This window comes from Brevibacillus gelatini, from assembly GCF_050920745.1.
Taxonomy (GTDB): Bacteria; Bacillota; Bacilli; order Brevibacillales; family Brevibacillaceae; genus Brevibacillus; species Brevibacillus gelatini.
Map to the genome: position 1 here is coordinate 2,401,295 of NZ_CP154342.1, position 15,496 is coordinate 2,416,790.

1 protein-coding gene is annotated in these 15,496 nt (G+C 55.8%); it reads right to left on the reverse strand.

Features of this window, described 5'->3' with window-relative positions; translation table 11 throughout:
• Positions 1–9: 9 nt before the first annotated feature.
• The gene (locus tag AAFJ72_RS11525; protein ID WP_432774078.1) at positions 10–15,477 is read right to left on the reverse strand and encodes a non-ribosomal peptide synthase/polyketide synthase; all 15,468 of its coding nucleotides are present in this window, start codon (positions 15,475–15,477) and stop codon (positions 10–12) included.
• Between the last annotated feature and the right edge of the window lie 19 nt (positions 15,478–15,496).

Below are 15,496 nucleotides of genomic sequence, written 5' to 3' on the forward strand. Positions count from 1 at the left end.
TTCATCCCCCTATCTTTTCTTGAGCTTGGCGAGAACCTTGTTCAACGCCGTTTGACTCAGGTCTGCATCCTCGAAGTCTTCGGGTCTGTAGTTTTGTTTCTCCGCATGGATCAGTGAACGCAAGGCATCCGTGTAATGCCGGGCGAATGTCTCGATACTCGCCTCGCTATACCGTGTCTCGTCGTAGAGGAAGCTTACGCCAAGCTTGCCTTCAGTGACGGCCCCTACCACGTCGATCAGGTGGGCCCGCTTGTTGTCTGGTGCGTTGTTGGAGCCTCTGTTTTCTCCTTCTGCAAATCCGAACAGAGAATCTGTCTCTACTGCTTGATGGAACTGCCCCAAATAGTTGAAGCTGATCGGCGCTTGCGGAATCGCCTTGAGCTTTTTGACCACCTCGTCGTCCGAAGCGATGTAGCGCAGAAGGCCGTAGCCGAGACCTTTGTTTGGAATTTGTTGCAGCTTCTCTTTGACGTGTGTCAGTGTATCTTCCAACGACATGGTTTTGTCCAGTTGGATCAGGAGCGGATACATCGACGTAAACCAGCCGACGGTTCGGGAAAGATCGACGTCCTCGAACAGCTCTCCGCGGCCGTGGCCTTCCAGACTGACCAAGAGAGAGTGCTCGCCTGTCCATTTGACGTAGGCCAAAGCCAGCGCCGTCAGCAAAATATCGTTGATCTGCACGCGGTAGCGAGCGGGAACTTTTTGCAAAAGCGCATCTGTCTCTGCTTCCTCCAGAGAGATCGTCACCGTCTGGCAGTTTTCTTCGATGTTTCGCTCCCTGTCATCGACTGCCGGGGCATGGGCAGCCAGCTCGTCCGCTGCCGCGAGCCAGTATGTCCGGTCGGCCAGCATGCGGTCGGATGCGGCGTACTCACGCAATTTTTCCGCCCATGTCTTGTAGGAGGTCGTCTTCGCTGGCAATTGAATCTCTTTTCCGTTCGCAGCTTGCGTATATGCCGTTTGCAGGTCCTCGATCAGCACGCGCCACGAGACACCGTCTACGACCAAGTGGTGAATGACGATCAGCAAACGGCCTGGTCGATCAAACCCGAGATCGAAGTAGACGACCTTCACGAGTGGCCCGTTCGCCAGGTTCAGGCTCGCTTGTGCCTGCTGCGCGAGCTTTTCGATCTTTTTCGCATGCTGGGCTGGCGGGAGCATGGACAGGTCTTCCACGCTGAGTGGCACCTCTGCATCGACCTCTGCATACGTCTGCTCCCACTGTCCATCCGCATAGGTATAGCGCAGGCGAAGCGCGTCGTGGTGGGCGAGCAGGTGGGCGACGGCTTGCTGCAAAGGCTCTTCCTCCAACGGTTCGTTCACGCGAAGCAGCATGGATTGGTTCCAGTGATGCGGGGTTGGCTGTTCTTGCTCGAAAAACCAGCTCTGGATCGGCAAGAGCGGAACCTCGCCTGTCACTTTGCCTTGCTCAACTGTAATTTTTTGGATTTTTCCTGCAACCTTTGCCAGCTCTGCAATCGTCTGATAATCAAACAACTGCTTTGGCGTCAGATGGATTCCGGCTTTGTTCGCACGGGCGACGATTTGAATGCTGAGAATCGAATCGCCTCCCAGCTCAAAAAAGTTATCGTGAATGCCGATGCGATCCATACGCAGGACGGCGCACCAGATGTCCACCAGCTTTTGCTCGATCAGGCTCGTAGCCGCCGTATACGAGCTTTCCTCCTGGCTGCGTTCAAAGACAGGATCGGGCAGCGCTTTGCGGTCGACTTTTCCGTTTGGCGTAAGCGGCAAGCCATCCAGCATGACAAACGCAGATGGCACCATATAATCGGGCACATGCGCTTTGAAGTGCTGGCGCAGTTCTGCTGGCTCAAGCTCTTGCTCCGCTTCCTTGACGACGTAAGCGACGAGCTGTTTCATGCCCGGCTCACTCTCGCGGACAACGACCACCGAGGCGGCAACCGCAGGGTGTTTGGCAAGAACCGACTCCACTTCACTCAGTTCGATGCGGAATCCGCGAATTTTCACCTGGTTGTCGATCCGGCCGATGAACTCGATCAGGCCATTCGGCAGGTAGCGCACCAAGTCGCCTGTGCGGTAGAGACGCTCCTTTGGATCGGACGAGAACGGATTTGGCACAAAGCGCTCTGCCGTCAAGTCAGGGCGATTCAAATACCCGATTGCCAGACCGTCTCCGCCGATGTACAGTTCACCTGTCACGCCAATTGGAACGGGCTGCATGTGCCGATCCAGCACGTAGACCGTCGTATTTTTGATCGGTCGGCCAATCGGGAAGGACTGGAACGTCTCTGGCAACTCCATGACCGGATAGCAGCAGGTAAACGTCGTGTTTTCCGTTGGCCCGTACCCGTTGATAACCGTCAGCCCTGCGATTTCCAGCGCTTTTCTGACGTGGGAAACAGAGACGACATCGCCGCCTACAAGCAGTTGGCGAACTTCCGCCAAATACTCCTTGTGATGATCGACCAACAGCGTAAACAACCCGGCTGTCAACCAGAGCGTCGTCACTTTGTGCGTCTGGATCGCCTGTGCGATGTCCGCAAGCGAAGGCAGCTCAGGCGGCAGCAGTACCAGCTTTGCCCCGTTCAGGAGGCTGCCCCATATTTCAAATGTCGCCGCGTCGAACGACACCGTAGACGCTTGCAGGAAAACGTCTTGCTCCGTAATCGTCACATAGTCCGTTTCCTTGACCAGCCGGACAATGCCGCGATGCGGGACAAGTGTGCCTTTTGGCAAACCGGTAGAACCGGATGTGTAGATGACGTAGGCGAGACTTTCCGCTGTCGTGTCAAGAGCAGGCGCAAGCTCGCTCTCCTTTGCAATCGCTGCCCAATCGCGGTCCAGGCAGATCGTCGTCCGCTCTCCTGCTGACAGAGCAGGCAGCAGTTGTTCCTGGGTAAGCAATACCGTAAGTTGCGCGTCGTTCATCATGTACGCCAGACGTTCCTGTGGATAGTCGGGATCCAACGGCACATAGGCGCCGCCTGCCTTGAGAATCCCGAGCAATCCGATCAGCATGTCCAAAGAACGCTTGACGCAGATCCCGACGAGCGAGCCTGAGCGCACCCCTTGTTTTTGCAAGTAGTTGGCCGTCTGGTTGGCCCGTTTCTCCAGTTCGGCATAGGTGATCGCCTGATTTTCCGAAACGACCGCGATGCGCTCGGGATACGTCCGCGCTGCCTCCTGGAACAATTGATCGACCCGTTTCGTCCGCGGGTAAGCGGTCGCTGTATCGTTCCATGCCACGAGCAGTTGTTCGCGCTCGTCCTGCACAAGAAGCGGCAAACGGGTGATGGGCTGTTCCGGCATCTGCACGACTGCTTCCAGCACTTGCGTGAAATGCTTGGCCATGCGCACAATTGTCGCTTGATCGAAAAGGGCCGTGCTGTATTCAAACGTAGCCGTCAGTCCGCTCGCCTTTTCCGCCATGGTCAACGTAAGATCGTACTTGGCTGTGACGAGGTGCTCGTCCATATCGAATTCCGCCAGTCGGATTCCCGCTTTTTCGCTTACATCAAGCTGGAAGTTTTGCAGGACAAACATCACCTGGAACAGCGGCGAGTAGCTGAGACTGCGCTCCAGCTCCAACTCGTCGATCAGCTTTTCAAACGGCAAATCCTGGTGGGAAAATGCTTCAAGTGATGTCTCCCGCACTCTTGCCAGCAAATCGCGGAAGCTCGGTTCTCCTGACAAATCTGTGCGCAATACCAGCGTATTGACGAAAAAGCCAATCATCTGCTCTGTCTCTTGTCTGGTCCGTCCAGCGACAGGGCTTCCGACGAGAATATCCTCCTGCCCGCTGTAGCGGTAGAGCAACGTCTGGAAGGCTGAAAGCAACGTCATGAACAGCGACACGCCTTCTTCCCGGCTGAATCTGTTCAGCTTCGCCTGCAGTTCGTCTGACAGCGCAATCGTGTACATGGCTCCCTCATGGCTTTGCACGGCGGGTCGCGGACGATCTGTCGGCAAGGCCAGCAGCGGTTCGGCACCCGCGAGCTTGTCTTTCCAGTACGCCAGTTGCCCGTCGAGTACCTCGCCTTTCAGCCACTCCCGCTGCCAGACGGCGTAATCGGCGTATTGCAGCGGCAACTCGTCCAAATGAGGCTCTGCTCCATAGACAAACGCTTCATACAGTTCCCGCATTTCCTCAATGAAAATGCGGATAGACCAGCCATCGAAAATAATATGGTGCATATTGAACAGGAAGACGGACTCTTGCTCTGTCAAACGAATCAAAAGCGTGCGCCACAGCGGACCTTCGCTCAGGCAGAATGGCGTAGCGGCTTCCACGCCCGCCAAGCGGTGCGCTTCCGCTTCCCGCTCATCCGCTGGCAAGCCACGCAGGTCGATTACATCCAGCGTCCATGCCAGCTCGGGATGAATGACTTGCACGGCTTTTCCATCCACATCGCCAAAAGTCGTCCGCAGGCTTTCGTGGCGCCGGATCATCGTCTGCATGCTCTTTTCCCATGCCTCGATATGCAAGTCTCCGAGCAAACGCACGGCGGACGGGATGCTGTACAAGGTGCTGTCTGGCATCAGTCGGTCGAGGAACCACAGGCGCTGCTGCGCAAAAGACAGCGGCAAATGACGATCCCGCGAAACCGATCTGATCGCATCTTCTGTTTTTTCCGGCAACATTTCGCCGAGTGCCTCGCACAGCTTGGCAACGGTCTGGCTTTCAAAAAGGGTGCGGATCGGCACGTCTTTCGCAAACGTTTCACGCAGACGGGAAATGACCCGCGTCGCCAGCAGCGAATGGCCGCCCAACTCGAAAAAGTTGTCGTGGATTCCTACTTGGCCGACACCGAGCACGTCCGACCAGATGTTTGCCACCATCTCCTCCGTCTCGTTGCGTGGCGCTGCATAGTCCTGAGTAGAAACTGTCTGACTCCACTCTGGCTCTGGGAGCTGCTTGCGGTCGATTTTGCCGTTTGGCGTAAGCGGCATGACGTCCAGCCAGACGAAGACGGACGGAACCATGAATTCCGGCAGCTTTGCTTTCGCCCAGGCAGTCAAGACTGCACTCTCTTCTCTTTTTCCATCCGCTTCCGTCAAGTAGGCCACGAGACGTTTTTCTCCCAGCTTGTCCTCTCTTGCCATGACCACCGCTTCCTTGACCGCCGGATGGGTGCGTAGCACAGCCTCCAGCTCTCCCAGTTCGATCCTGTAGCCGCGAATTTTCACCTGATGGTCCAGTCGGCCCAAATACTCGATTTGCCCATCTGGCAAGTAGCGCACCAGATCGCCGGTTCTGTACATGCGCGCATGCGGATCAGGGTGGAACGGATTGGGCACAAAGCGCTCTGCCGTCAACTCCGGACGGTTCAGGTAGCCGCGGGCAAGACCGTCGCCCCCCAGGTACAGCTCCCCTGGCAAGCCAAGCGGCACAGGCTGCAGGCTGGCGTCGAGAATGTACGCTTGCGTATTGGACAGCGGACGGCCAATCGTCGGCTCTGTCTCGGCTCCTTTTGGCACCTGCACATACGTGGAATAGGTCGTATCCTCCGAAGGACCGTACAGGTTGAAAACTTTTTCCACATGCTCCAGCGCATACAGACTTTGCGCCAACGTGTTCGGCAAAGGCTCCCCGGCCAAGTTGACCACCCGAACGCTTGCCGGGATGGCGTTCATCCGCACCAGTTCCTTGGCAGCAGATGGCACGGTATTTATCAAAGTCACTTCGCTTGCTGCCGGCAGGGTTGGCAGGTGCAAGGCATTGTCAGCCAGAATCACTTTGCCGCCGCAGCTTAGCGTCACGAATATTTCATAGACAGACAGGTCGAAGCAGATCGAGGTGGAAGCAAGCACACCGCTCATCTCTTCCGCTGAAAAGACTGTTTTCGCCCAATGGATGAAGGCGATGACACTGCTGTGCTGGATCGCCACCCCTTTTGGCAGACCTGTCGAGCCTGACGTGTAGATCACGTAGGACAAGTTCGTTGGCTCCGCCAGATTCGGCAGGTTTTCCACGCGCTGTGCTGCTGCAATGTGCTCCCAGTCGCGGTCCAGGCAAATGACCGTGGCAGCATGGTCAGGCAGCATCGGCAGCAATCGTTCTTGGGTCAAGACCACTGCTGCTTGCGAATCTTCCAGCGTGTAGCCGATTCTGTTTTGCGGGTAGGCCGGATCAATCGGCACGTACGCCCCGCCTGCCTTGAGAATGCCGAGCATGGCGACGATCATCTCTGTCGTGCGCTCCATCAGGACAGCAACCAATACTTCCGGCCCGATCCCCTGTTCGCGCAAGTAGCGAGCCAACTGGTTTGCTCGTTCGTTCAGCTCTCTGTACGTCAGGCGTTCTTCCCCGACGACCAGCGCCACGGCATCGGGCGTTGCCGCTGCTTGCGCTTCCACCAACTGGTGAATCACGACGTCGCGCGCGTACTCCGCTTCGGTCGCATTCCATTCCACCAACAGCTTGTGGCGTTCCTCGTCTGTGATGATCGACAGCGCAGCGAGCGGTTCCTGCGGTTGAAGCATGATGACCTGAAGCGCTCTGCTCAACTGAGCCAAAACTCTGTCGATCGCCTCTCGCTCAAATCGCCCTGTCTCATAAATCAGTTTGAGCAAAAGCTCTTCGCCAGGGGCGACGACCAGTGTCAGCGGATAGCTCGTCTGCTCGACTGCCTTGACTTTCCCGAGCCATACACCGGAATCGGACTCGGCACTTGTGTCAGACAAATAGTTTTCAAAAACGAAAATGCTGTCAAACAACGACTGCCCGCGCGGCACCTCGCTCCAGCTCTGGATGTCTACCAGCGGCGTATATTCGTACTGGCGCATCTCGCTTTGGGCCAGCTGTAAATCGTGCAGCCAACTGATGACGTCCGTTTGCTCCGGTAAAAGCACGCGCACTGGCAACGTGTTGATAAACAGCCCCACCATCGATTCGGCTCCGGCCAAATCGGCCGGACGTCCCAGGCTGGTTGCCCCAAACAACACTTCAGCTTCGCCAGCATAACGTCCAAGAATCAGTGCCCAAGCACCCTGAACCAATGTATTCAGCGTCAACTGATGCATTCGGGCAAAGGCGTGGAGCCGCGCAGTCGTCTCCTTCGTCAAGACGAGTTTGTGCTCTGCGTACTCTTTTGGCTGTCCGGCGCTTCCGCCCGCTTTGCCCATCGCAAGCGGAGTCGGAACGCTAAAGCCCCGCAAATAATCGCGCCAATACTGCTCGGCTGCCTGCAGATTTTGCCGCTTCAACCAGGCGATATAGGCAGAGAACGGAGGAATCGCTGGCAGCTTCGCTTCACGCCCTTGGCGCGCTGCCTGGTAAAACGCCTGCCAATCGTGAAACACAATCGGCGTGCTCCACCCGTCCAGCAGCATGTGATGGAAGCTCCAAACGAACTGGCTGGTGTTGGCATCCAGGCGAATCAATGCCCAGCGCATCAGCGGCGGACGCGCAAGATCGAAGCCGCGCTTGCGATCCTGCTCCAGATACGCTTGCAGGCTCGCTTCCTGCTCCGCTTCTGTCAAATGACGCCAATCCAGTTGCGTGACATCCGCTTTGACATGCGTATGGACGACCTGATGCGGCTTCTCCAGTCCGCTCCAGAGGATCGACGTGCGGAGAATCGCGTGACGCTCGACGACTTTTTGCCAAGCTTCCGCAAACAGCGCCACATTTACATCGTTCAGCTTCAAAGCCAGTTGCACGACGTAATCCCCGCCTGTCTGCTCGTACAAGGAGTGGAACAGCATTCCCTCCTGCAACGGCGTGAGCGTGTAGACGTTTTCGATCCGGCGATTTTTTCCGATGAACTTGTCCAGACTCTTTTGATCGAGCTCAGCCAGCGGGAAATCGGAAGGGGTATAGCCCCCTGCTTCTTCTGTGCGGCAATGGGCAATGATCGCTTGCAACGCTTGTACGTAGCTACGTGCGAGCTTTTCCACTGTGCTTTGTTCGTACAGGTCGCCGCTGTACGTCCAGGTCATTTCCAACTGATCTTGTGTCACCATGCCAAGGAAGTCGAGCTTGTGCAGACGGGTTTCCTCTTTGCCCTGATTGGAAGCGGACCAGTTCGGGATCATCTGGAACAAGGCGGCATCAGCCGTTTGCGCTTGGCCAAACTGTCCCAGGTAGTTGAAGCTGATCTCCGGCTGCGGCAAGGCCGTTAAACGTGCGACTGTTTGTTCGTCCTCGCTCAAATAACGGTGAATGCCGTAGCCAATGCCTTTGTCGGGAATGGCGCGAAGCTGTTCCTTGACCGATTTCAGCATGTCTCCCCATGCCATCTCCGGCTGTGCTTCCAGCAAGACCGGGTACATGCTCGTAAACCATCCCACGGTTCGGGAAATGTCCACGCCATCGCTGATCGCTTCCCGTCCGTGCCCCTCGACGGCAACGTAGAGTGTCTCTTTGCCCGTCCAGTCGGCAACCGTTCGGGTCAAGGCGCTGAGCAGGACATCGTTTATCTGGGTGCGATAAGCAGCCGGCACTTCTTGCAGCAGGGCGCGCGTCTCTTCTGCACTCAGCTTCGCTTTCACTTGTACCGCCAGACCTTCCTTGTTTGTTCCTGTCGGGCGATCCACAGGCAGCGGGCATATTTTTCCGGTGTCAAGCTGCATCCAGTAGTCGTCGACCTTGCTTTGCCGGGCGAACTGCACCAACGCCTCCGACCAGCTTTTGAACGAAGTCGTTTTTCGAGGCAACTCCAGCTTTTGCCCTGCTTTCAGTTGCTGATAGGCGGTTTGCAAGTCTTCCAAAATAATCCGCCAGGAAACGCCATCGACTACGAGATGGTGAATGACCATGAACAGACGCTGCTCACTGCCGAGCTGGAAGTATACCGCGCGATGCAGCGGCCCTTTTTCGATGTCCAGACTTCCCTGCAGCTCGTCCGCGATTGCCTGCATTCGGGCTTCGCGATCCGCTTCGGGAACGGACGACAAATCGACCACTTGCAGCACGTCTTTATCCGCGATTGCTGCATGATACGGCTTCCGCTTTCCGTCGACGTATGGAAAACGCAGACGCAGCGCATCGTGGTGAACAGGCAGGGCGGCAAAAGCTTCTGCCAGTACAGTCGCATCCAGTTTTTCCCGGACAGCCAGCATAACCGACTGGTTCCAGTGATGGAGATCACGAATCTCCTGCTCAAAAAACCACATTTGAATCGGCGTAAGCAGCAGCTCGCCAGTTACGACTCCTTGCTCGGCCTGCGCCTGCTGTGGCGCGTCCTCTACAACTACAGCGCTGGCAGCCAGCTCCGCCAATGTTTGCGCGTCAAACAAATGCTTCGGCGTCAATTTCAGCCCCGCCTGACTGGCCCGCGAGACAATCTGAATCGTCAAAATCGAGTCTCCGCCAAGCTCGAAAAAGTTATCGTGAACCCCGATCGACTCTACCCCGAGAACTTCTTGCCAAATTTCAGCCAGCTTGCGTTCCGCTTCTGTTTGCGGCGGGACATGGCGGCCTTCCCACTCCGTTTGCGAGACATCGGGTCTTGGCAATGCACGACGGTCTACTTTTCCGTTTGGCGTAAGCGGCAGAGCATCCAGCAGTACGATTGCATACGGCACCATGTAGTCCGGCAGCTTCTCCTTCAGCGACTGACGCAGCTCGCCCGTCAGGATCGCTTCTCCTTCGTGAAGCACGACATAGGCGACAAGCCGCTTCACCCCAGGCGTCACATCTTCCCTGACGACCACCACCGCCTCCAATACTGCCGGATGCGCGTACAGCGCCGTTTCAATCTCGCCAAGCTCGATCCTGAACCCGCGAATGCTTACCTGATTGTCGGCACGCCCGATGAACTCCAGGCTGCCATCCGCTCTATAACGGACCAGATCGCCCGTGCGGTACATGCGCTCACCGGGGACCGGGGAAAACGGATTCGGTACAAAGCTGGCTGCTGTCAGGTCTGGCCGGTTCAAATAGCCGCGCGCGAGACTTTTTCCGGCAATGTACAGCTCCCCGACTACACCTGTAGGCACAGGCTGTCTGTTTTCGTCGAGTACATACACCGCTACGTTGTCAATCGGCCGCCCGATGGAAGGGGCAGACGCACGCTCTCCGCCAGCAGGAACGACGCCCGCTGTCGCGACGACGGTATTTTCTGTCGGACCGTATTGGTTCACGAGCGTAAACGACACATCCGCAGTCGGGTACTGGTGCAGCTTGTCGCCACCTGTCAGCATGTAGCGCAGCGCTGTTTTGTTCGGCCATTCCAAAGCAAGCATGCTCTCGGCCAGAGGGGTTGGCAAAAAGCTGATCGTGATTTCGGATTCGACGAGCCAATCCCGCAGCTTTTCCGGCATGAGACGAATCTCTTCCGGCGGCTGGCAAATCGTCGCCCCTGCCGTCAAATACGGCCAAGTCTCCCATACCGAAGCGTCAAAAGCCGTTCCGGCAATTTGCGAGGCCCGGTCCCCGGCAGTAACGTTGTACGCCCGTTGGTGCCAGTAGACCAGATTGAGAAGCGACCCGTGCTCGATCTGCACCCCTTTTGGTGTACCCGTTGAACCTGACGTATAGATGACGTAGGCGAGTTGCTCCGCTTTTGTCGTGATGGCAGGCGCAACCGGGCTCTCTTGGGCAATTTCCTGCCAATCCCGGTCCAGGCAAAGATACGCCGCAGCACTTTCCGGCAATGCCTCAAGCAACCGCTCCTGGGTCAACACCAGTGACATGTGCGCATCGTCCATCATGAAAGCGAGTCGCTCACGCGGGTACGCCGGGTCCATCGGAACATAAGTGGCCCCTGCCTTGAGGATCGCAAGTTGACCGATCAGCATTTCAATCGAACGCTCCACACAAATCCCGACCAGATCCTCGGCGCCAATCTTGCGCTTCAACAAGACATGCGCAAGCTGGTTGGCCTTCGCATCAAGCTCTGCATAGGTGATCGCTCCCTCCTCGCCGATCACAGCAAGCTGCTCGGGAAACTCGCGCGCCATGCAGGTGACCAGTTCGTGGACATTCCGCTCGCGGGAATAAGCAGCTTCGGTCTGGTTCCACTCGACGAGCATCCGGGTTCGTTCCGCATCACCGAGCAGCGGAATGGACGTAAGCCTCTGCCCTGGTTGGACGGCAATCGCTTGCAACAGATGGCAGAAATGCCCCGCCATTCGCTCAATGGTCGAACGGTCAAACAAATCCGTGCTGTATTCAAACACACCCTTGAACCCGCCGTCTTCCGCTTCGATCATCGTCAGCGTCAAATCAAATTTGGTCGTCTGGTTGAGCTGGACTTCATCCGGTGCAATCGCCAGCGTCTCGCCTTCCCGTACGCCTGTCGACATCCCCTGCAGAGCGAACAGCACCTGGAACAGCGGGGAATAACTCAGACTGCGCTCGATTTGCAGTTCATCCACCAGCTTTTCAAAAGGCAGGTCCTCGTTGGCAAATGCATCAAACGCCGTCTCACGCACTCGCCGCAACAACTCCACAAATGACGGATCGCCGGACAAGTCGGTACGCAGAACCAGCATATTGACGAAAAATCCGATCAAGTTTTCGATTTCCTGCCGATTGCGTCCGGCGACTGGCGTCCCAATCAATATGTCTGTCGTATGCGTATAGCGGTACAAAAAGCTTTTGAACGCCGCAAGCAGCGTCATGAACAGCGTCGCACCTTCCTGGCGGCCCAGTTCGCGCAGCTTTTGCCCCACTTCACTCGACACGAAAAAGGAAAGATTGTCGCCGCGATAGCTTTGTACGACCGGACGCGGCCGATCTGTCGGCAGCGGCAACAGCGGTTCGCTGCCAGCCAGTTTCTGTTTCCAGTAGCCAAGCTGCTTTTCCCATACGTCGTTTTGCCCTTGTTCCCGCTGCCATATCGCATAATCGCGGTACTGGATCGGCAAGTCAGCAAGCGGCACCGCTTCTTTCTTGAGCAATGCTTCGTACACCGTGCTCAGTTCGTTCACCAGTACATCCATCGACCAGCCGTCCGCGATGATGTGGTGTACATTCAGCCAGAGAATGGACTCTTGCTCCGCCAACCGGATCAACCCGGCGCGCATTAACGGCCATTGATCGAGCTGGAATGGTGTCGCCGCGTCTTCTGCCGCCATCCGCTTCCACTCCGCGTCTTTTTCCGCTGCCGGTTTGTGGCGCAGATCCATCACGGCAAGCGACAAGTGTACATCTGTATGAATTACCTGAACAGCGCGCCCGTCTACGTCGATAAACGTCGTGCGGAGCGACTCGTGCCGTCTGATGATTTCATTCAAAGCGCATTCCAGCACATGTGCGTCGACGTCACCTCGCAGGCGGAATCCGACCGGAATGTTGTACATGGCGCTGTTCGGGATGAGCCGATCAAGGAACCAGAGACGTTGCTGCGCGTAGGAGAGCGGCCACTCGGCGAAACTGCTGAGTGGGCGCGGCTCGATGGCGCTTTGCTTCACGCCCTCCGCTCCCTGGCGCAGGAATTGAATCCGCTCGGCAAGCTCAGCTACCGTCTGATAAGTAAAAATCTCCCGCATCGTAAGCTGAACCTGAAACAGCTTGGCTGTCCGCGAAAGCACTTGTGTCGCCAAAAGCGAGTGACCACCCAGCTCGAAAAAGTTGTCGTGAATCCCGACTCGCGTTACAGCGAGCACTTCCTCCCAGATGCGGGCAAGCAGTTCCTCTATCGGGTTGCGCGGCGCACTGTACGCGGTGCCCGTATTCACACTGCCGTCAGGGAGAGGCAGGGCTTTGCGATCAATTTTCCCGCTGGAGGTCAGCGGAAACTCTTCCATCTGGATAAAATGGGACGGCACCATGTACTCGGGCAATGTTTGGCGAAGCCATTCACGCAAGGACGAAACGTTCCACATCTTGTCCGCGATGAAATAGGCGCACAAATACGCTTGCCCGTTATGATCGGTATGAGCCACAACAACCGCATCACGAATCGAATCTTCCTGGATCAGTTGGCTGCGAATTTCGTCCAGCTCAATCCGATAGCCGCGAATTTTGACCTGATGGTCGATGCGGCCAAGGTACTCGATGTTCCCGTCAGGGCGATAACGAGCCAGGTCGCCAGTCCGGTACATGCGCTTGCCCGCTGCAAACGGATGAGGGACAAACTTTTCGTTGGTCAGCTCTTCGTTGTTCAAATATCCTCTCGCCAGGCTGGCTCCGGCGATACACAATTCACCAGGCACGCCGATTGGCTGCAACTGCCCGTGTCTGTTGACGATATGCGTCTGAATATTGGCGAGCGGCTTTCCGATCGGCACCGATACGTCCCGAAAATCCCGCGTCAGGGAGAACTTCGTGGCATAGATCGTCGATTCCGTCGGGCCATAGATGTTCTCCAGCATGACGTCTGGCAGTGCCTCGTATACTTTTGCCACCAGATCGGACGGCATGGCCTCCCCGGCGGCGAAAATGTACCGTAGTCGGTTCGCGTGCTTCCGGTCTTGCACATAGTCAACAAACGGAATGAGCATGGACGGAACGAAATTGACATGCGTTACGCCATGGCGCACAATCGCTTCCCAGATTTGCGCCGGTTCCTTCTCCGCGCCGGGATCGAGAATGACCAGTCTGCCGCCGCCCAACATCCAGCCGAATATTTCTGCGACGGACACGTCAAAGGTGTAGGTCGTCTTCAGCAAATACGCATCGTTCTCCAGCAGCGGGTATTCCTCGTGCAGGGCAAAGAGGATGTTGAGCAGGCTCGCATGCTCGATCATGACCCCTTTTGGCTTGCCCGTCGAACCGGATGTATAGATGACGTAGGCCAGATTTCCCGCATGCGCTCTGCATGGCAGATTGTCCGCCACGCCCTGGTAAAGCTCATCCGCCTCCAGATTGATGATCCGCTCAGGAAAATCAATCGTCTCAAGGAAGCGCTTGGTCGTCAGCAGCCATTGACTTTTGCTGTCCTGCAAAATGTATTCAATCCGTTCCTGCGGATGGGCGGGATCAATCGGCAAATAGGCTCCGCCCGCTTTCAAGATCGCCAGAATGGCGATCAGCATCTCCGCCGAACGTTCGACAAGCAGGCTGACCATGCTCTCCGGTCCGACGCCTCTGACACGTAATACAGCAGCAAGTTGATTGGCCTTGTCATTTAATTCGCGATAAGAGACCGTTTGTTCGCCGATTACCAGCGCAACCCGGTCCGGATTTTGCTTGGCACGCTCTTCAAAAATTTGATGAATCAATTGATGAACAGGATAATGGCGGTACGTATCGTTAAAGGAATAAAGCTGCCGATGTTTCTCTGCCGGGTCCACTACTTCGAGCTGCTGCAAAGGAATGTCCGGGTTGTTTGTGACTTGTGTCATAATTGTCGTGAGTTGTTGACTGATGTGCAAAAGCTGTTCTTCTGTCAGGCAAGAAGCATTGTAAATATACTTGATCGTGATGACGTCGTTCGGGGTAACGATTACGTTCAAATCGTAGTTGGTTTGTTCAAATGCAGTCAGATGAGTGAGGGTAAAATCCTGGTTGTATTGGTTGAGGCGGGCCAGAAACTCTTGACCCATCGGATAGTTTTGGAAGAGAACAATATGATCGATCAAATTTTGCTTCCCTTGGATGTCGGCCAAGGAAAGATAATGGTATTTTTCCAGCGAGAGCGACTCGTCCTGCACTTGCTTCACCAGGTCAGCAAACGTTTGCTGCTCGCTCGCCTGGACACGGACAGGCACGGTGTTAATGAACAGTCCCACCATTTGCTCGACGTGCATAACTTCGCTCGGCCGCCCGGAGACAACCGATCCGAAGATGATGTCATCCGTGTTGCAGTGCCGTTGTAGCATGAGCCCCCAGATCGTGCGGAAAAGATTGTTTACCGTCACTTGCAATTGCTTGGCGAGCCTGTTCAAGCCGCTTGTCAGTGCCTCGTCAATCGCAAAGACAAATTCCGCTTGCCTGTATTTGTCGCCGACGCCTTGCTTTTGCAAAAAGCTGCTGGGCTCATAGCCGCTTATGTACTTGGCCCAGTTTGCTTTTGCTTCTTCTGTATCCTGCTCCCCGAGCCAGCTGATGTACGCGCTGTAGGGGTAGACCGGGCCAAGTTGGACTGGCTGCCCTGCATTCAGTTGCTGATAGATTTGAAAAAAGTCATTCAGCACAATCGGAATGCACCAGCCGTCCAGCAAAATATGATGGTGACTCCAGAAAAGGGTATACGAATCCGATGAAGTCCGGACAAGCGCAAGACGAATGAGCACGTCTTTTGCTAGATCAAAGCCTTTCCTGCGATCTTTGCTTGCAAAGTCCTCCAGAAAGGCGTCTTGCTCATCGGGGTTCAGGTGGGTAATGTCCACCACCTGAACCGTTGTCTTTCTTTCCTTGAGCACAACCTGTCGAGGCTTTTGTACTTTTTCAAGGAGAAAAACCGTGCGGAGAATATCGTGTCGCTCGATCACTGTGTTCAAGCTTTGTTCCAGAATAGCTGGATCGATGAGCCCTTTGATCGTGAACCGCAATTGCTCAAAATAGGACTCGGTTTCTTCGTCCAGGAGGGAATGAAATAACATTCCCTCTTGCATAGGAGATAACGGATAGATATTGTCGATCTTATTCCTTGACACGACTGCTCTCCTCCTGATT